Source organism: Mycobacterium sp. 852002-10029_SCH5224772, from assembly GCF_001667315.1.
Lineage (GTDB): Bacteria > Actinomycetota > Actinomycetes > Mycobacteriales > Mycobacteriaceae > Mycobacterium.
The window spans coordinates 114,178-132,629 of sequence record NZ_LZHT01000015.1; the positions used below are offsets into that span (position 1 = coordinate 114,178).

Sequence of the window (18,452 nt, forward strand, 5' to 3'; positions counted from 1 at the left end):
GAGCGGTTCGGCTTGCCGTTCACGCTCACTGGCCCGGGCCTGGTCGCGTGGGTGGCGGAAACCACGGCGGGGGTGGCGGATTCGACTCGTCATAGGCGTTCGGCGGGCCGGGCGAACTGACCCCGGGCGGCGGTGACGCGATGTCCTGACCACCCATGAGCTCGGTCAGCGATTCGGGGGTGAGCATCGCGGCGGTGGACGGCTGGACCTGCGTGCCCTGCATCCCGGGCGCAACCACCCAGCCCGGCTCGTGATTGCCATGCGCCAGTGGGGTGTCGCGCGCAAAGATTCCCGGGACGGTGGTGTCCTTGTATCCCGGCGGCGGCCGCAGCCGCTCTTCGGAGTACGCCACTTCCTTGGGCAGAGTGGCCGCCGAGTTGAACAGGTTCAGGCTGGCCGGTGGATAGTTGAACTTGATGGCGTCCAAAACCGGCGCCAGATACTGCGCGCACAGCTCGGCCGAGTCCTGATAGCCCAACCGGCTGCCGGCCTGCATGGCGCTGCAGATGAAATGAATCGGGTTGGCGAAGTTGGGGAACGCGAACAGGCCCACCAGCGAGCTGTGCGCGGGTTGGTAGAGGTTGTTGAAGTTACCCGCAAAGGTGGGCAGCACGTGCAACGCGGTTTCCAGGCCGTCCCGCGGCTCGGGCTGCAGGATCGTGGTGGTCACGTCACCGAGGTTGTCGACGTCGTGAGTCAGCGCGGACCCGTTGTCGTTCAGGAATTTTCGAGCGACGCCCAGCACGTCGTCGATGTGGGTGATGGTGTCGCTCACGTCGTGGTCGGATCTGGTGAACCAGTCGGTGAATTGGGCCAGGTTGTCGTTGAGTGCGACGAACTGTTGACTGTTCTGGTACAGCGCGGTGACGAACTGGGCCAGGCTTCGGGTGATCGCGACGAAGTCACCTCGGCCCTCGTTGAGCGCGGTCAACGCCTGCGACAAGCTGTTCAGGGTTTCGTTGACCTGCTTACCCTTGCCGGCCAGATTGTCCGCGGCCGATTCGATCACGTCGCCGAACGGGCCCGCCGGCTGCTGGGGTGTCGGGCCGAGCTGGCGCAGGATCCCGTTGATGGAGTCCCGCAACTGATCCCACTCCACGGGCACCTGGGTGCGCTCGATCGGGATGACGTCGCCGCCGCGCAGCACCGGGCCGCCGGTGTAGGGCGGTGACAACTGGATGGTGCGCGAGGCCACCAAGCTGGGGTTGAGCACCGACGCGGTGGCCTTGGCGGGCACCTGGTAGGTGTTGTCGTAGTGCAACGTGACTCGCATCTTGTCGCCGGCCGGCTCGATCTTGTCGATCGAACCGACCCGCACACCCATGATCTGGACTCGGTCGCCCGGGTACAGCGCGAGTGTCTCAGAAAAATACGCGACCACCGTGGTGGTGGTCAGCCTCCGGTAGAGCTGCGCTCCGGCGACCGCCGCGATGAAGACGAAGACCACCGCCAACGCCCCTACGACGACTACCCGGGCGGACACCGTGGGCAATTTGAGGCTGCGGATATCGAAGATGGTGCTCATCGGCGGCCACCACCTGTCCCCGGCGGCGGCCCCGGCCGCGCCGGTGGCCCTGGCGGATTCAGGTTCTCGGTACGCGCCCCGGGTGGGGCGTGCACCGGGAGCGGCACGGCGGTGCCGGGAACGTCCGGCGGCGCCTCGCCCGGCCGCCCCGCGCTCGGAACGCCGGGTGCCGGCGGCGGCCCGTCGGGATTTGGCCGGGACGCCTCAACATCCAGCGGAGCCGGAAAACCGTCGGGGACCGAGCCAAACGGGCCTTGGCCGGAAAGTGCGCAGGGCAGCGGGTTTTCGGGCCGTGGCGGGCTCTCGGCCGCCGGTGTGTACGAACACGGCGACCCCGGCGGTACGGCCGGTCCCGGATGATCCGGAGTGCCCTCGAGCACCGGCGGCGCCGGCGGCGGGGCACCGTTGGGCAACCGGGTGCCGTTGGGATCGGGCCAGCGAAACGCCGGCAGCCCGGCGCTGCGCCAGAAGTTCTCCGGGTCGATGCCCCGCTTCTTGAACGCCGCGTCGACCCAGGGCTGAAGGACTTGGTAGGGCAGCAGATTCGCCACGATCGCCTTGAAGAACGGCCCCGAGGCGACGGCCTCGGTCAGGGACGCGGTGTACCTGCTGACCAGTACCAGCACGTCGGAGAGTTCCTTCTTGCGCTTGACCAGCTCGTCGCTGACCGTGCCCAACTGTCGCAGCACTTGGTGGGCGTTAGGGTTTTCCTTGATGAAGCCGGACACCTGCGTGGACACCGCCGACACGTTGCTCAGCAGTATGCTCAGCGCCTGGCTGCGGTGTCGGAATGCGGCCAGCAGAGTGTTGGCGTTGACCAGCAACCCGTCCACCTGTTGGCTGCGGTCGCCGAGCACGCGAGTGACCTTGTCGGCGTTGGCCAACAGCTGTTTGATCTGATCGTCCCGATTGCCGATGGTGCCGGAGAATTTGGCCACACCGTCGAGGGCGGCCTTCAGATGCGGCGCGGTCTGATCGAATGTCTCCGACAAAACCTGCAGCGACCGCTTGACGACGTCGATGTTCCAGTCCGTCGCGGCCTTGGTGACATCGACGAACGCGTCGTAGATTTGGTAGGGCGTGGTGGTCTGTCCCGACGGAATGATCCCATTGGGCCGCAGTGGATCCGAGCCACGGGGTTGGATCGCCATGTTCTTGCGTCCGAGAAAGGTGTCGGTGCGAATCGCCGCGCGGCTTTGCGTCCCGATCGTCTTGCCGGGCATCGTGAAGCCCACCAGCACGCGGTCGCCGCGGATCACCAACGAGCGCACCAAACCGATGTTCACCCCGGCGATTTGCACCTTGTCGCCGGCGCTGATGCCGCCGCTGTCTGCGAATTGCGCGTAGTAGGTCGGTGTGGCGAACAGCATCGGAACGCTGGTGAAGCTCTGACCCACACCGACGACGAGCAACGTGACCAGCGTGCCCATCAGTCCGACGCGGGTGCGGTTGAACTCGGTCAGCGTTCTCATTGCGGCGTGCACCTCCCCGTCGGCTGTCCGAAGAGCTTGACCGTGCGTACTGGGCCGCCAGGCTGTAATCCATTGACCTTGATCGCGATGTCGCACAGGTAGAAGTTGTAGAAGTCGCCGTAGATGCCGCCGGCACGGCCGATCACGCGGAACGCGTCCGGCAATTTGGCCAGCACGTCGTCGAGCGTCGGCAGGTCGTTGATGAGCGACTGCTGGATGCCCTCGAGGTGTCCGAGCGTGCCGTGCAGCAATGGCCGGTCGTCGCTCAGCAGACCGGCCAGGGTTCCGGCTGCGTCGCTGATGTGTGCGGTGGCGGCGGCCAGCGGATCGGCCCTGTTCTTCAATCCAGTGATCAGCGATTCCAACTTGTCGACCGTGCGGTCGAACTCCCTCTCATGCTTGACGGTCGTGGCCAGCACGGTATTCAGGTTGTTGATGACCTCACCGATCGCCTTGTCGCGATCGGCCAGGGCCCCGGTCAGCGCGGCGGTCTGGTCGAGAATGTCGTTGATGGTGGCGCCCTGTCCCTGGAATACGGTGATGATCGACTGGGCGATGCTGTTGACCTTGTTCGGGTCCAATGCCTTGAAAAGCGGCCGGAACCCGCCGATCAGCGCGTCGAGATCCAGCGCCGGCTGGGTGTGCTCGAGCGGAATGCGGCCACCGGGATCCAGCCGTCGGCCGCTCTGGCCGCGTTTGAGTTCCAGGTAGCGGTCGCCGATCAGGTTGAGATAGCGGATCGACGCGGTCGTCGCCTGATCCAGTGGCAGTGAGCGATCTACGTTGAACTCCACCAACACTCGGGTGTCCCCTTGGGTCAACGTCACCTTGGAGACCTTGCCGATCTCCACCCCCGACGCGCGCACGAATTGCCCCGCCCGTAGCCCGCTGGCATCGGTGAACATCGCGGAGTACCCGGTGGTGCGGTCGAACCGCACCTGGCCGAACACGATGATGATCATCACGGTGAACGTGGCCAGCACGCACCAGAAGATGCCGAGTTTCACCGCTGTGCGAGTGACTTTCATGGGTTGATCGTGTTCTCCCCGTATTGGCGTCCCCAGACATATTCGGTGGCCAGCGGCTGGCCGATCTCGAGGTGGTTGTAGGGCGCCAGGCTGGCGCCGGTGTCCATCACCAGATACGGGGCGGGCCACAGCTCCCGCGTGATCTTCTGCCAGCAGCCGGGCCGTCCACCGGGGCCGCCGTGAGCGTTCACCCGCGGCAAATTGTCCGGGTAGACGTACGGGTTGGGCGCACCGATGATTGAACCGGCCGCCGCTAACGAATAGCCGTTGCCGCCGGCCGCTTTCGCCACTTCCGGTGCGGCGTCGTGGAAGTTGCGGATCATGCAGAACAGTTCGGGGCTGTAGCCGTCGAGCAGATCAGCGGTGGGGACCAGATCGGCCGCCCCGCGCACCAGATACGGCCCACCCTGCGCGAAAATGTCTTCGCCACTGTGACCCACGCCCACCGCCGCCAACAGCGCCGCGTCCAGGTCACCCTGTTGACGGGTCAGCGTGCGCGCAGTGGTCACCGCATTGCGCAGAAAATCCCACAGGTCGGGTGCGGCCCTGGTGTAGACATCGGCCAGGTCAGCCAACCGCCGCACGTCATAGCGGATCTGGGGCATTCGTGGATTGAGCTGCGCCAGAATCTCGTTCCCGTTGACGATCGACTCACCGAACTTGCCTCCCAGCCCGTCCAGCGCCTGCGCCAGCGCGGACAACGTGGCGTTCAGCTCGATCGGATCCACCTTCTCGGCTATCGCGTTCACCGTCTCGAACAACGTGTTGAATTCGGTGGTCACCGACCGCGCATCGATCACGTCATGAGTCGAAATGCGCCGCGGCGAAGGCTTTTCCGGTGCCACCGGTGATGTCAGTGACACGTATTTATTGCCGAACAGGGTCGCCGCCTCGATGGTGGCCGCCACATTGGCCGGAATCAGCCTGATGTAGCGCGGGTCCACGTCCAACATCAGCTTGGCTGCCGGAGCCCCGTCACGCTCGATCTCCGAGATGCCGGCCACCCGGCCGATCGCGACCCCGTTGTAGGTGACTTTGGATCCCGGCTCCATCACCAGGCCCGCCCGCGTGGCGACCATCGTGAGCTCGGTCTTGGGTGTGAAATCCCCCCGAAACTGCAGATACACCAGCAGCAAAACCAGGCCGCAGACCAATAACAGCAGCACACCCTCGACGTACACCCACGCGCGTCGGCTCTTCCGCGTCACCGGTGTCGTCATGGCGGCTACACCGTGAGGTTGAAATTAGGGTCGACGCCGTAGAGCGCCAACTGGGCGAGCAGGACCACCACCACCACCGAGACCAGCGAGAACCGCATCGATCGACCGACCGCCTGGCCGACGCCCACCGGCCCCCCGCTGGCGGTGTAGCCGTAGTAGCAATGGGTGATCATCACCACCACGGCGATGATGACGACCTCGAGCACCGACCAGCCCACGTCTTCGGGTCGCAGAAACGTGCGGAAGTAGTGCTCGTAGGTGCCGTTTGATTGTCCGTAAAAAACTGTCGTCACGACCTGACCCGAGGTGAACGCCATGTCGAGGGCGAGGGCGTACAGCGGCACGATCACCGCCAAGCCGCCCAGGATCCGCGTGGAGACCAGAAACGAAATCGATTTGATGCCCATGACTTCCAGCGCGTCGATCTCCTCGCTGATCCGCATGGCGCCCAGCTGGGCGGTGGCGCCGGCGCCGACGGTGGCGGCCAGCGTGACGCCGGCGACGATGGGCGCGGCGATGCGTGTGTTGGCCAGCGCGGCAAAGAATCCGGTGAAGGCCTCGACGCCGATGTTGCCCAGCGACGCGAAGCCCTGGATGGCGATCAGCGAACCGCCGGACAGCGTCACAAACCCGATGATCGCGACCGTGCCGCCGACGACGGCCATCGCGCCGGTGCCCATGCCGATCTCGGCGACCAGCCGCAGCGTCTCCCGCCGGTAGTGGCGCATCGCCCACCCGATCTGCCCGACGCTGATCCGGGCGAACCGCGCGAAAAGGCCGATCTGCCAAAGCCTTCGGGCTGTGCCGCCGCCATAGCGGTCCAGGTTGGCTGCCGTGCGTGGGTAGCGGGCGCGCAGCGCGCCGGGCGCCGATATCGCCGTCATGTCAGCGCCCCGTCCCGAACCGGACGCCGATCGTCGTCAGCACCACGTTGACCGCGAACAACGCGATCACACACAGCACCAGGGTCTCGTTGACGGCGGTGCCGACGCCCTTGGGGCCGCCCTTCGTGGTCAGCCCGCGATAACAGCCGACCAGGCCGGCGATCGTTCCGAACGTGGCCGACTTGACCACCGAAATGATCACCTCGGGCAGACCGGTGATCAGGGTGAGGGTGCTGACGTAGGCGCCGGCCGAGATGTGTTGGATGAAAACACCGAACACGAATCCGCCCACCAGGCCAATGGTTATCACCGCACCGTTGAGCAGGGTGGCGACGATGGTCGCGGCGACGACGCGGGGTACCACCAGCCGGTGGATCGGGTCGATGCCGAGCACCTCCATCGCATCGATCTCCTCGCGGATGGTGCGCGCGCCCAGGTCGGCGCAGATCGCCGTGGACCCGGCGCCGGCGATCACCAGCACGGTCGTCAGCGGGCCCAGTTGCGTGACCGCACCCAATGCAGCGCCGGCGCCCGAGATGTCGGCGGCGCCGAACTCCGCCAGCAGGATGTTGAGCGTGAAGATGATGAGCACCGTCAGGGGAATCGCGACCGCGAGGGTGGGCAGCAACGAGACGCTGGTGATGAACCAGCCCTGCTCGATCGTCTCCCGCCATTGAAAAGGCCGTCGAAACAGCGCTTTGCCGGTCAGCACGCAGGTCCGGAAAAAGCCGCCGACCGCGTCGATTCCGGGCTGGATCTGGCCACGAAGATAGGTGGTGATCACGGCGGAGGTGCTCACGCCCGTTCCGCCCAACGGTCGAGTGCGGCCAGCATCGTGGAGTTGGCGAGTGCGAGAACGTCGTGGGCGGTTGTCCTCGCCGTGGCGACGTCGCCGGCGCAGATTGCCTCGGCCAGTTCCCGATACAAGTCCGTGCGGTTGACCTCGGCGGCCATGTCGGCGGCCAGGGCGGCCAGCGCCCCCTCATATGCGGCGCGAAAAGCGTTGTACATCAATCGAAAGACGATTGAACCGGAGCTGTCGACCACATGGTCCCAGAACGCCAGCGAGGCGCGTTGCCACTCGACCGCTTCTCCGGAGTCCTCGAGGGTGCGCAGCGGGTCCTCGAGCAATGCAGCCAGCGCGGCTCCGTGTTGTTCGGCGGCGAGTTCCGCGACCTTCGGACCGATACGCAGCCGGGCCTCGAGGATGCTGCGGAAAACACTCGCGTCGAGTTCGCCAGTGCGGAAAAGCAAGTGGGGCAGCAGATCAAGGCCGGCATGCCGCCGGAAATCGCGCACCGTCGTCAGGCCGCCCTGGCGCACCTCGACCAGGCTGGCCGCCGAGAGCCGCTTGAGCGCCTCGCGAACGGCGGGCCGGGACACCCCGAATACCTCTGCCAGTCGGCGCTCGCTGGGCAACGCCGCACCGGGTGGCATCGCGCCGCTGAGCACATCCGTCGCGATTTGGTCGAAGACCGCTTCCGGCACCGATCGGCGAATTACGGTCTGCAGCGCCATGCCGCCAGTGTCGCTGGCCGGCGGCCAGTCAGATGGTCAGACCACCGGCGTGTCGCCAATCTTTCCCGAGGCGGTTAACTCGCCGTCCGCTGCGCCGCGACGAACAGGTTCCCGGGCACGTAGTCCCGGACCTCGTTGGCCGCCGCGCGCCCGTAGCCGGCCATCAACGCGTCGGACGGCGTCACCGTCACGTCCCAGCCGTGCCGGCCGAACCAGTCACCGACGTCCTCGCGCTGCTCGAAATACCACAGTTCGTCGGTCCGCGGGACCTCCCGCTGCGGATCGACCTGCGCCATCAGCGTCCGGATCCTGTCCATGCGCTCGCGGCGCTTCGCGCGAACCTGCGGGTCGAGGAACGTGGGTCCTAACGCCTCCACGGCGACCCGGCTACCGGGAGCGGTGAGCCCTTGAACGCGGTTGAACAGCAACTCCTGCGCGGCCGCCGGCAGGTACGGCATCAGCCCCTCGGCCGACCACGCGCTGGGCGCTTTAGCGTCAAAACCCGCCTGTCGCAACGCCTCCGGCCAATCCTGACGCAGGTCCACCGCAACGGCGATGCGATTACAGGCGGGCTGTGCCCCGTGCTCGCCGAGCGTCGACGCTTTGAAGTCGAGCACCCGGGGTTGGTCGAGTTCGTAAACCGTCGTCCCCGCCGGCCACGCCAACCGCCAGGACCGGGCGTCCAGACCGGCCGCCAAGATCACCGCCTGCCGGATCCCCGCGCCGGTCGCATCGAGGAAGAACTTGTCGAAAAACGCCGTCCGCGAAGCCATGTAGCCCACCATCGCCTGCATCTGCAGCGGCAAGGTCGGTTCGGCCTGGACGACCTCGGCCGGCAGCTGGCCCGCGGAGTGCCAGTTCCACACGCCGTCACCTGCGGCGTCCAGGAACACCTGGGCGAATGGATCGCTGATCAACGGGTTTTCGCCGCGGGTCTCCGCCGCGCGGGCCGCGGCCACACCCAGAGCGGTCGCCCCCACGCTTTCGGTGATCTCCCAGCTGTCATTCTCGGTCCTGGCCACGCGCACGTCCTTCCCACTTGGCTAGCACGGCTATCTACCCGACCCTACGCGCGGCGGATGAGTGGGAGCTGTCAACGAGCCGGGTATTTAAGCTAACTTGTCGGCGAGCCCATCAGCAGGGGCGAAAGCGCGGCGTCAGCAATGCCGAGCGAATCCGAAGGATCGTTGATACATGCGAGTTGACGGGCGGGACATCACCGTTTCCGGCAGCCTGCTGCAGCCACTGACCCGACGGACCAACGACATCCTGCGGCTGCTGTTGGCCGCACTGTTTTTGGCGTTGGTGATCACGGGTTCGGTGATCACCCGCCCGCAGTGGATAGCGCTGGAGAAATCCGTCTCGCAGATCGTCGGCGTCTTGTCGCCCACCCAATCCGATGTGGTGTACCTGGCCTACGGGTTGGCGATCGTGGCGCTGCCGTTCATGATCCTCATCGGCCTGATCGTCGCGGGGCAGTGGAAGCTGCTGGGCGCGTACGCGACCGCGGGGCTGAGCGCGATCGTCCTCTTGTCGATCAGCGGCACCGGCCTGGCGGCGCCCCGATGGCACTTCGACGTCCACGACCGGCTCAGCACCCTGCCGGCACAGTTGCTCGACGACCCGAGATGGATCGGGATGCTGGCGGCGGTGCTGACGGTGTCGGGCCCCTGGCTGCCGGCGCGCTGGCGGCGCTGGTGGTGGGCGCTGCTGCTGGCCTTCGTGCCCATCCACCTGGTGATCAGCGCGATCGTTCCGGCGCGATCGCTGGTGGGCCTGGCGGTCGGGTGGGTCATCGGCGCGCTGGTGGTGCTGGTCGTCGGCACCCCCGCGCTCGAGGTCCCGCTGGACGCCGCGGTGCGCGCCATGGCCAAAGCAGGCTTCGTCGTCTCGCGGCTCACCGTGGTGCGGCCGGCCGGGCGCGGCCCGCTCATCCTTTCGGCCGACGGCGAAGATGCCGGCCACGCAGCGCTGATCGAGTTGTACGGCCCGCATCAACGCAGCGGCGGCGCGCTGCGCCAGCTCTGGGGGAAGCTGAAGCTGCGCGACACCGAGACCGCTCCCCTGGTGACGTCCATGCGCCGCGCGGTGGAGCACCGCGCCTTGATGGCGATCGCCATCGGTGACACCGGGCTGGCCAACACCGCGACGATCGCCCTCGCCCCCCTGGCCCGGGGATGGATGCTGCACTCGCACAAGCCTGCTCGCGGCACGTCCATCGACCGCTGCGCGACGACGACGCCCGTTCGCCGGCTGTGGGAATCGCTGCGGATCCTCAACGACCGTCAGATCGCCCACGGTGACCTGCGCAGTCAGCACATCACGGTCGACGACGGCGCGGTGTTGTTCGGCAGCTTCGGCAGCGCCGAGTACGGCGCGACCGACGCCCAGCTTCAGTCCGACATCGCGCAGCTGCTGGTGACGACGTCGGCGCTGTATGACCCGAAGTCGGCGGTGCGCGCGGCGATCGACGTGTTCGGCGCGGCCACCATCTTGTCCGCATCGCGTCGGCTCACCAAAGTCGCTCTGCCGCGGTTCATTCGGCGATCGGTGCCCGACGCCGGCACGGTCATCTCCGGGGCGCGCGCGGAGGTGAAGCGCCAAACCGGCGCCGATCAGATCAGACCGCAAACCATCACCCGGTTCACCCGCAGCCAGATGTTTCAGCTGGTGCTCTTCGGTGCGCTGGTCTATGTCGCGTATCCCTTCATCAGCACGGCGCCGACGTTCTTCTCCGAGCTGAAGTCGGCGAACTGGTCGTGGGCGGCGCTGGGCTTGCTGGTGTCGGCCCTGACCTACGTCGGTGCGGCCGCCGCGCTGTGGGCCTGCACGGATGGCACGGTGAACTTCTGGACGCTGTCAATTGCGCAGGTGGCCAATACTTTTGCGGCGACCACCACACCCGCAGGTGTCGGTGGGTTGGCGCTGTCCACCCGGTTTTTGCAGAAGAGCGGCCTGCCGGCGATGCGGGCCACCGCGGCGGTGGCGCTGCAGCAGTCGGTCCAGGTGATCGCGCATCTCGCGCTGCTGATCGTGTTCACCGCCGCCGCCGGCGCCTCGATGAATCTCTCGCACTTCGTGCCGAGTGCGACGTTGCTGTATCTGATCGCCGGTGTGGCGCTGGGCATCATCGGCACGTTCTTGTTCGTGCCCACGCTGCGCAGGTGGCTGGCCACCGAGGTGCGCCCGAAGCTGAACGAGGTGATCAGCGATCTGGTGAAGCTCGCGCGCGAGCCCCGGCGGCTGGCCGTGATCCTGCTGGGGTGTGCGGGCACCACGCTCGGTGCGGCGCTGGCGCTGTGGGCCAGCATCGAGGCTTTCGGCGGCGGGACGACGTTCGTCGCCGTCACCGTGGTCACGATGGTCGGCGGGACGCTGGCTTCGGCCGCCCCGACGCCGGGCGGCGTGGGCGCCGTCGAGGCGGCGCTGATCGGTGGCCTGGCCGCCTTCGGCGTGCCGGCCGCCATCGGTGTGCCGTCGGTGCTGCTGTACCGGATGCTGACCTGCTGGCTACCGGTGTTCGTCGGGTGGCCGGTGATGCGGTGGCTGACCACCAACGAGATGATCTGAGCGGGCCGGCTAGGAGTTGGCGGATTCAGCCTGCGTGACCACGAGAACCGTTGACCTACGCACACTTTGGCCGACGGTAGTGGTCAAATACACCAGGTAGTAGTCCTCGGGCACCGACTGTGCCACCGCGATCGGGACCGAAACCTTGGCCGCCCCGTCCGTGGCGAACTGGCCGGACGTGGGTGTCACGGTGATCCCGGCGTCGGAGGAGGTGCCGGAGACCGAGTAGCCTCCGGCGTCGTCGATCATGCGCTGAGCGTCGAGGCTGACGGTTCCCGTGTGCCCGGGTGCGATCGTGACGACGGGTTGGGCGACGTTGACGGTCACCGTCGAACTGCCCTCCCCGAACGACGGTGGCGCATCCGATTCTGCTGTGCCCCAGCGCTTGTCGGGATAGGCGGCGAGCGAGAACGTCAGCGTGCCGCCGGTAGTGATGATCGACTCCGGCAGCGACGTGCGCTCGGTGGGACGGCCGTCGATCTTCAGGCCGCTGATGTATTTGAGGTGGTGCGGCGCGGACGCGCCGGGGGCGGAGATCCGCAAGGACTTGTCTGCCGGGAGCGCGATGTCGATACGATCGAAAAGCGGTGCGCCCACGGTGAGGATCGACGTTCCCGGGGTGGCCGGGTACAGGCCCAGCGCCGCCCACACATACCAGGCGGACAGAGCGCCCAGGTCGTCGTTGCCCGGCTCGCCGTCAGCCGTCGGCGCGAAGAGCCCCCGCACCCGGTCGACCGTGCGCTGAGTCTTCCACGGTTGACCGATGTAGTTGTACAGCCACGGCACACCGAAACTCGGCTCGTTGCCCGCCCACAGATAGGGCTGGTTGGGGCCGACGTTGAGCTTCTCGGTGAAGCGATCGAGCCGGTCGGCCACGGCAGCGCGGCCGCCCAGGGCGGTCACCAGGCCCGCGACATTGTGCGGCACCGACCAGACGTACTGCTCGGCGTTGCCCTCGTCGTACCCGATTTGGCCGAAGTTCTCCGGGGACACCACGACCGCGGGGCCGGAGCGAAAGAATCCGCTCCAGCTGCGCGACACCACGGACTGGGTGGTGGGATTGAACAGGTTCTGCCAGTACTGCGACCGTTTCTGGAATTCGGCGGCGGTGGCGGCGTCTCCGAGCGAGTCGGCGAACCGGGAGATGGTGAAGTCGTCGATCGACCACTCCAGCGTGATCGACGCGTCGGCGATCCAGCCGTTGCGGCCGAATTCCAGGGTGAACGGCGCGTAACCGAACCGCAGATAGGTCTCGATGCCGGGCCGCTCCACGTAACCGGCCAGCCCCGCCCCGCCCTTGGTCGCCCCGTCCACCATGTGGCGCAACGCGGCGCGGGCGTCGAAGTCCTTGGCCCCGAACGTATTCAGGTTGACGATGAGCGGCACCACGCTGTCTCCGGTCATCTCGCCGGTCGCGGCGTTGGCGAACGCCCAGCGCGGCAGCGAACCACTCTGCTCGGCGTCGTTCACCAGCGATTGGGCCATGTCGCTGGCCCGGTCCGGAAACAGCAACGCCTGCAACGCCGCCAGGCATCGATAGGTGTCCCAGTCGGAGAAGTTGGCGTATTGCGTATGCCCCGCCGCCACGGTGCGGATAGCGCCGTCGAACCCGACGTAGCGGCCGTCGGCGTCGTTGAAGATGTTGGGGTGCAAGAGGGATCGGTACAGGGAGGTGTAGAAGGTCGTCAGATCGTCGACATTGCGGCCGGCAACCGAGATGCGGGACAGGGCGGCGTTCCATTCCCGCGATGCGGCGGCGCGGACGTCGTCGAAGTTCGCCGCGTCCTCGGCCGCCAAGTTCGCCCGCGCACCCTCGATTCCGACGTAGGAGATCGCGGTGCGCACCTCGAGCACCGAGCCAGCCGGAAACCCCACGTAGCCACCGCTGTACGGCGCGTTCGCGCTGCGTGCCCCGGCGTAGACCATGGCGCCGTCCCAGGAGCCGTACGAGGTGAAGGGCCGGCTGAACTTCATGGCGAAATACACCGTGTAGGCGTTCGGCTTGTCGCAGAACCCGCCGCTGGTGGCCCAGCCCGTGATGGTGGTGTTGTCCTCCCCGATCTGGATGGTCGCGCGGGAGTTGCCCGCCAGCGACGAGCCCGAGCGCACCTGCAGCAGGGCGGGGCGGCCGTTGTCCGGGTAGCTGAATCGACCGACGCCCGTGTGCGCGGTGGCGGTCAGTTCCGCCTTCACTCCGGTGCTGGGAAACCGCACCGTGTAGTAGCCGGGCACGCCCTGCTCGGTGTCGTCGTGGGCGATCGTCTCCCAGGCGTTCCAGGGTTGCAGGCCGACGCCGCCGGTGGCCGGCAGCATCGAGATGTCGCCGAACGCAGCGCATCCCACCGACGCGTGAGTCATGCTGAACCCGGTCGAGCGCGGGTTGTCGTAGTTGTAGCCGGCGTAGTTGCCGGCGGTGTCCGGCGAGTACTGCACCATCCCGAACGGGACGGTGGCGCCGGGGAAGTTGTTGATCTCACCGACCGTCTCGCCGCCCGTCCCGGTGCCGATGAGCGTCGCAACGTGATCGACCGGATTCGCCACGAAGACGGGCGGGCCGTCATACCCCTTCGGCGGCGCCGCCGCGATGAAGGTCATGAAGACGGCCGAGGCCGCGATGACCGCAATCAGCGCCCTTCGTGACCGCATACCTGTCTCTTACTCCGATAACGGCCGCGCAGCGGTGTATTGCGGTGGCGTTTTGACCCGCGAATTGGATAACGATCGGCGCGCGCCCGGACGGCCGGCAAAAGACGCAGAATTCTGGCAAACGCATAGGAATTTTCGGTTACTGTCATTTCAGCGTTGCCGACCCAGGTACCTGCCCTATTTTCGGGAGATTGAATTAATGAAATATTTGACTCTAGCAACCATTTCCTTGGCGCTGAGTTTGGCGCTCGCCGGTTGCGGCAACGACCACAAATCCGGTGACAAAACGCCGACGTCCACGACTACCACCTCGTCGCAGACCTCGTCGACGACCTCGTCGCAGACCGGCGGGGCACCGGCGGCGAAAGCCAAGTACACCGTCGCCGACTACGTCAAGGACAACAACATCTCCCAGACACCCGTCCGCCACGGCGATCCCGGGCCGAGCGTCGACCTGCCGGTGCCCACGGGCTGGCAGCCCAACCAGGACTCGGGCACCTCCTGGGGCAGCATCGTGCAAAGCCACCCCGCCAATCCCTCCGATCCGCCCACCATCTCGTCGTTGTTCTCCAAGCTCACCGGGAGCGTCGATCCGGCCAAGGTCCTCCAATACGCCCCGGGCGAGGTGCAGAACCTGCCGGGATTCCAAGGCGGCGGTGATGGTTCCGCGTCCACGCTCGGCGGTTTCCAGGCCTGGCAGTTGGGGGGCACGTACGAGAAGGGCGGCAAAACCCGCGTCATCGCCCAGAAGACGGTGGTGATCCCCAGCCAGGGGGCGGTCTATGTGCTGCGGCTCAGCGCCGATGGCCTGGAGGGCGATCAAGGCCCGCTGATCGAAGCGGCGAGCGTCATCGACGCCCAGACCACCATCACCGGCTGAGAGGTGGTCCGCCGAGCCGAATTGGCCCTACGGTAAACGCATCACAGAGCAGTCATATGCGGTCGATGCCGGGCATCCACCGTCGGCGCTAATGCGTCTCATCAACCCGGTGATGGGGTTTCTGCTGGGCAGCCCCTTCGCCGGGGCCGCGCGCAAGCAATTCATGGTGTTGAGTTTCACCGGCCGCAGGACGGGGCGCCCGTATTCAATTCCGTTGAGCGCGCACCTGATTGATGGTCAGCTTTACGCACTGACCGGTGCGCCATGGAAGCAGAACTTCCGCGATGGCGCCCCCGTCGACGTCGTGTACGGCGGTAAGACGACGGCGATGCGCGGCGAGCTCATCCGCGACCGGGCCATGGTTTCGGATCTCTTGTTGCGCGCTGCGCAGTCCTATGGCCTGGCGCGCGCGCAGCGCATGATCGGATTGAAATTCCGCGATCACCGCATACCGACGCGCGACGAGTTCGCCGAGGCGGTCGACCGGCTCCACCTGGGCGCGGTCCGGCTGAGCGCGGCGCAATAGCCGCTCAGCCGGCGGTGTCGCCGGGATGGCGATCGCCGCCGGGCGCACCCAGGTGCGCGGCGCGCAGGCACCGGTCGAATCGCGAACGCGCGGTGATGACTTCCTTGCCCAGCGCGGTGAAGTCTTCGGCGATTCGCTGGGCGAGCGACCCGAGCTTCAGGTTTCCCGATTGGGACAGCGTTTTGAGCATGGTGAACGCAGCGTCCTCGTCGATGCCGTAGATCAGCATCAGCATCCCCTTGGTGCGGTCGATCACGCCGCGGCGCCGGACGATCTCGGAGACCTTGGCGGTGATGGATTCCTCGCGGGTGCGGGTGGGCGCCGGTGTGACTTCGATGTAGAAGCCGTGGGTTCCGACGACCTCGTCGTTGTCGTCGCAGAATCGGTCGCCCACCACGAGGACATGGTGGATGAGCCCGCGGGTGTCCACGATGCGGTGCCGCGTGCTGAACGCCTGACGACGCCTGATCATGTCGTTGATGATCTCGACCACCTGGGGGCGGTCGGCCGGATGCTTGTGCGACAGCACTAGCTCGGTGGTGGGTGTCACGGTGCCGGGTTGGTAGCCGTGCATGCGCTGGACCTGGTCGGACCACACCCAGCGCCGGCCCTCGAAGTAGAAGCGGAACCAGCCCGCGCACTGCGGTACGTCGCCGGCCAAACCGCGCTCGATCGCTGCCGCCTGGCGGTCTAATTCCCAAGCCATGGCGGATGTTTCACGTCGAGAGCAATCGGACTGGCGGCAGAAAGCAGCGGCGATCTCGCGTGGATCGCCGATGCCCGCGCGGGAAAACTGGCACTGCATGTGCAGGAGTGAGCTGCTACCCCCATGGCGGTGAGATTACAGTTTCTGACCGGTGGTCACCGCGGAATAAAGAAAATTGCCGGACGAGTAAGTTTGGGCTCCGCTCACTCGCACGGGCCCGCGCCCGCGGCCGCGCGGGTGCGGGTGACGACGGGTTGTTCGAAGCCGGCGTCGACCACGGACTGCCGCACCGCTTCGCCGACCAGCCCGGTGCGCTCGATGGGCACCAGCGCGATCACACAGCCGCCGAATCCGCCGCCGGTCATCCGCGCGCCCAGCGCGCCCGCGCGCACCGCGACATCCGCGATCAGGTCGATGCGTTCGGTGGTGATGTCGAAGTCCTCACGCATGGAGGCGTGTGAGGCGGTGAAGATCCGCCCGGCTTCGGCATAGTCCGAATCATTCAGCGCCGTGACGCAATCGATGACACGCTGGTTTTCGGTGAGCACGTGGCGGGCGCGACGGGCGTCGACCGGGTCCCTTACCGCCGCCAGGTCGGCGGTCCCGCGGTCCCCGACCTCACGCAGTGACGACGCGCCCAGATCGGCGGCCGCCCGCTCGCACGACCGGCGCCTGGCCGCATAGTCGCCGCCCGCATGACTGTGGCGCTCCCGGGAGTCGATCAGCAACAGGGCGACGCCGGCGGCGTCGGGGTCGAATGCCACCGGTGTGACGGCGAGGTCGGCGAAGTCGATCAGCACCGCGCTCGCCGGCCGGCCGAACAGCGAGGCGAGCTGGTCGAGCAAACCCGTTGGCGCACCGACATATTCGTTTTCCGCCCGCTGGGCGAGCCGCGCCCGCTCTTTGAGGTCGATGCGCACACCGGCGGCCGAGGCGATCGCGCCCAGCACCGCGCATTCCAACGCCGCCGAGGACGACAGGCCCGAACCCATTTCTACGTCGCTGCTGATCGACATCACGCCGCCGGGCACCGGATGGCCCCCCCGGCGCAGCGCCCACATCACCCCGGCGACATAGGCCGCCCAGCCGGTCACCTCCCCCGGAGCGGTGGTGATCGGGATGCGTACCGGAACATCGGCGCGGTCACTGGCCACCGTGATCGCGTCGCCGGGGCCGGGTGTGAAGGTCGCCACGGTGCGCTGCGGCAACGCGATCGGCAGCGAGAAACCCAGGTTGTAGTCGGTGTGCTCGCCGATCAGGTTGATCCGCCCCGGCGCGCCATAGCGCACCGTCACTGCAGTTCCCGTAACCGCTCGGCCACGCTTTCGGGGGTGACGTCACTGATGAAGGCGTCCATCGCCGATTCGGAGGCCGCCAGGTACTTGAGCTTGGTGGCGCTGCGCCGGATGGACATCAATTCGATGTGGAAGTATCCCTCCGCCTGAGCTCCGGTGCCGGAATACTGGTGCACCGCCGAAATGTAGGGCAGCGGTGCGGAATACATCCGGTCGAAACGCTTCAGCACGTCGAGATAGACAGCCACGAACCCATCCACTTCGTCCTCGTCGAGGCCTATCACGTTGGGCACGAACCTGTTCGGATAGATGTGCACCTCGACCGGCCAGCGCGCCGCGAACGGCACGAACGCGGTGAACAAATCATTACGCGCGACGATGCGACTGCCGTCGGCGACCTCGCGGGCCAGCAGATCACCGAACAGGTTGCTGCCGTGGCGTTTTCGGTGTGTGCGAGCCTGTTCCAGCATGGCGGCCGTGCGCGGCGTCAGATAGGGATAGCCGTAGATCTGACCGTGCGGATGGGTCAGCGTGACCCCGATTTCCTCGCCGCGGTTCTCGAAGCAGAACACCTGCTCGATGCCCGGTGTGTCCAGCAGGTCGGCCGTGCGGTGCCGCCACGCCTCGACCACCAGCCGCGCGTGCGCAGGCTCCAACTCGGCGAAGGACCCGGTGTGGTCGGCCGAAAAGCAGATCACCTCGCAGCGGCCATGCGCCGCGGCGGACACGAAGCCGTCGACGTCGCCGGGGTCGGGAAGCGGCATCGCGGCGCCGGACAGGCTGGGAAAGCGGTTCTCGAAGACGACCACGTCGTAGTCGGGGGCGGGTACCTCACTGGTCAGCCCGGTCGGACCCGGACACAGCGGGCAGGCCTCCGGCGGCGGCTTGTAGGTGCGGTCCTGGCGCAGCGCGGCGATGATCACCCACTGCCCGGTGGTTCGGTCGAACCGCAACTGCGACTGCCCCGAGGGCGCAGCGGCCCCGGTGGCGCGCGCCGGCAGCGGCCGGCGATCCGCGACCGGCGCCGGATGATGCCCGGGCAGCGAGAAGAACAGCAGGTCACGACCGTCAGCCAGCTTCGCGCGCGTCGGCGGAGTCACGATGTCGAAGACTAGCTTGGTCAGGTATGTCCCGGCAGCGAGCAGACACCGAGCCGCACGCGAGCCGGCCTGACAGTGCGAT

15 protein-coding genes are annotated in these 18,452 nt (G+C 67.0%); 3 read left to right on the top strand and 12 right to left on the bottom strand.

Annotated features, from left to right (window positions below):
• Positions 1 to 25: 25 nt before the first annotated feature.
• The 8 genes from A5775_RS05245 to A5775_RS05280 form a co-directional block, all read right to left on the bottom strand.
• Complete coding sequence (locus A5775_RS05245; protein WP_067248590.1) at positions 26 to 1,525, bottom strand: virulence factor Mce family protein; 1,500 nt, start codon at positions 1,523 to 1,525, stop codon at positions 26 to 28.
• Positions 1,522 to 2,997, bottom strand: a complete 1,476-nt coding sequence (locus tag A5775_RS05250; RefSeq protein ID WP_067248593.1) for a virulence factor Mce family protein — start codon at positions 2,995 to 2,997, stop codon at positions 1,522 to 1,524. Before A5775_RS05250 ends, A5775_RS05245 begins: the two co-directional genes overlap by 4 nt.
• On the bottom strand, positions 2,994 to 4,025 hold the full coding sequence (locus tag A5775_RS05255; RefSeq protein WP_067248596.1) for a virulence factor Mce family protein: 1,032 nt from the start codon (positions 4,023 to 4,025) through the stop codon (positions 2,994 to 2,996). The genes A5775_RS05250 and A5775_RS05255 overlap by 4 nt, the downstream gene beginning before the upstream one ends.
• Positions 4,022 to 5,245, bottom strand: coding sequence for an MCE family protein (locus A5775_RS05260; RefSeq protein ID WP_067248599.1), 1,224 nt, complete (start codon positions 5,243 to 5,245; stop codon positions 4,022 to 4,024). Before A5775_RS05260 ends, A5775_RS05255 begins: the two co-directional genes overlap by 4 nt.
• Before the next feature lie 5 nt (positions 5,246 to 5,250).
• Complete coding sequence (locus tag A5775_RS05265) at positions 5,251 to 6,129, bottom strand: ABC transporter permease (protein WP_067248602.1); 879 nt, start codon at positions 6,127 to 6,129, stop codon at positions 5,251 to 5,253.
• Position 6,130: 1 nt separating this feature from the next.
• The gene (locus tag A5775_RS05270; protein WP_067248605.1) at positions 6,131 to 6,928 is read right to left on the bottom strand and encodes an ABC transporter permease; all 798 of its coding nucleotides are present in this window, start codon (positions 6,926 to 6,928) and stop codon (positions 6,131 to 6,133) included.
• Positions 6,925 to 7,647 carry a FadR/GntR family transcriptional regulator gene (locus tag A5775_RS05275; protein ID WP_067248610.1) on the bottom strand — a complete coding sequence of 241 codons (723 nt, stop codon included), beginning with the start codon at positions 7,645 to 7,647 and terminating at the stop codon, positions 6,925 to 6,927. The genes A5775_RS05270 and A5775_RS05275 overlap by 4 nt, the downstream gene beginning before the upstream one ends.
• Before the next feature lie 74 nt (positions 7,648 to 7,721).
• Positions 7,722 to 8,669, bottom strand: coding sequence for a class I SAM-dependent methyltransferase (locus tag A5775_RS05280; RefSeq protein ID WP_067248993.1), 948 nt, complete (start codon positions 8,667 to 8,669; stop codon positions 7,722 to 7,724).
• A 172-nt stretch (positions 8,670 to 8,841) separates the two neighbouring features.
• On the opposite strand from A5775_RS05280, the gene A5775_RS05285 reads away from it, so the two are divergent.
• The gene (locus tag A5775_RS05285; RefSeq protein WP_067248614.1) at positions 8,842 to 11,217 is read left to right on the top strand and encodes a lysylphosphatidylglycerol synthase transmembrane domain-containing protein; all 2,376 of its coding nucleotides are present in this window, start codon (positions 8,842 to 8,844) and stop codon (positions 11,215 to 11,217) included.
• A 9-nt stretch (positions 11,218 to 11,226) separates the two neighbouring features.
• Here the strand turns inward: A5775_RS05285 and A5775_RS05290 are convergent, their stop codons facing one another.
• Complete coding sequence (locus tag A5775_RS05290; protein ID WP_067248616.1) at positions 11,227 to 13,863, bottom strand: GH92 family glycosyl hydrolase; 2,637 nt, start codon at positions 13,861 to 13,863, stop codon at positions 11,227 to 11,229.
• A 199-nt stretch (positions 13,864 to 14,062) separates the two neighbouring features.
• Between A5775_RS05290 and A5775_RS05295 the strand changes: the two genes are divergently transcribed.
• Both A5775_RS05295 and A5775_RS05300 read left to right on the top strand, forming a co-directional pair.
• Positions 14,063 to 14,743 carry an LpqN/LpqT family lipoprotein gene (locus A5775_RS05295; RefSeq protein WP_067248619.1) on the top strand — a complete coding sequence of 227 codons (681 nt, stop codon included), beginning with the start codon at positions 14,063 to 14,065 and terminating at the stop codon, positions 14,741 to 14,743.
• Positions 14,744 to 14,783: 40 nt separating this feature from the next.
• On the top strand, positions 14,784 to 15,269 hold the full coding sequence (locus A5775_RS05300; protein ID WP_067248622.1) for a hypothetical protein: 486 nt from the start codon (positions 14,784 to 14,786) through the stop codon (positions 15,267 to 15,269).
• Positions 15,270 to 15,273: 4 nt separating this feature from the next.
• Here the strand turns inward: A5775_RS05300 and A5775_RS05305 are convergent, their stop codons facing one another.
• The 3 genes from A5775_RS05305 to galT all read right to left on the bottom strand — a co-directional run bounded on the left by A5775_RS05305 (position 15,274) and on the right by galT (position 18,370).
• Positions 15,274 to 15,975, bottom strand: a complete 702-nt coding sequence (locus A5775_RS05305; RefSeq protein WP_067248625.1) for a PAS and ANTAR domain-containing protein — start codon at positions 15,973 to 15,975, stop codon at positions 15,274 to 15,276.
• Between the two features lie 203 nt (positions 15,976 to 16,178).
• On the bottom strand, positions 16,179 to 17,270 hold the full coding sequence (locus A5775_RS05310) for a galactokinase (protein ID WP_067248628.1): 1,092 nt from the start codon (positions 17,268 to 17,270) through the stop codon (positions 16,179 to 16,181).
• Complete coding sequence (galT, locus tag A5775_RS05315) at positions 17,267 to 18,370, bottom strand: galactose-1-phosphate uridylyltransferase (RefSeq protein WP_197512360.1); 1,104 nt, start codon at positions 18,368 to 18,370, stop codon at positions 17,267 to 17,269. The genes A5775_RS05310 and galT overlap by 4 nt, the downstream gene beginning before the upstream one ends.
• Between the last annotated feature and the right edge of the window lie 82 nt (positions 18,371 to 18,452).

Coding starts and splice junctions, on each gene's coding strand:
- A5775_RS05250 (WP_067248593.1), bottom strand. CDS start 2,997: ATGAGAACGCTGACCGAGTTCAACCGCACCCGCGTCGGACTGATGGGC.
- A5775_RS05245 (WP_067248590.1), bottom strand. CDS start 1,525: ATGAGCACCATCTTCGATATCCGCAGCCTCAAATTGCCCACGGTGTCC.
- A5775_RS05260 (WP_067248599.1), bottom strand. CDS start 5,245: ATGACGACACCGGTGACGCGGAAGAGCCGACGCGCGTGGGTGTACGTC.
- A5775_RS05255 (WP_067248596.1), bottom strand. CDS start 4,025: ATGAAAGTCACTCGCACAGCGGTGAAACTCGGCATCTTCTGGTGCGTG.
- A5775_RS05265 (WP_067248602.1), bottom strand. CDS start 6,129: ATGACGGCGATATCGGCGCCCGGCGCGCTGCGCGCCCGCTACCCACGC.
- A5775_RS05305 (WP_067248625.1), bottom strand. CDS start 15,975: ATGGCTTGGGAATTAGACCGCCAGGCGGCAGCGATCGAGCGCGGTTTG.
- A5775_RS05295 (WP_067248619.1), top strand. CDS start 14,063: ATGAAATATTTGACTCTAGCAACCATTTCCTTGGCGCTGAGTTTGGCG.
- A5775_RS05285 (WP_067248614.1), top strand. CDS start 8,842: ATGCGAGTTGACGGGCGGGACATCACCGTTTCCGGCAGCCTGCTGCAG.
- A5775_RS05290 (WP_067248616.1), bottom strand. CDS start 13,863: ATGCGGTCACGAAGGGCGCTGATTGCGGTCATCGCGGCCTCGGCCGTC.
- A5775_RS05275 (WP_067248610.1), bottom strand. CDS start 7,647: ATGGCGCTGCAGACCGTAATTCGCCGATCGGTGCCGGAAGCGGTCTTC.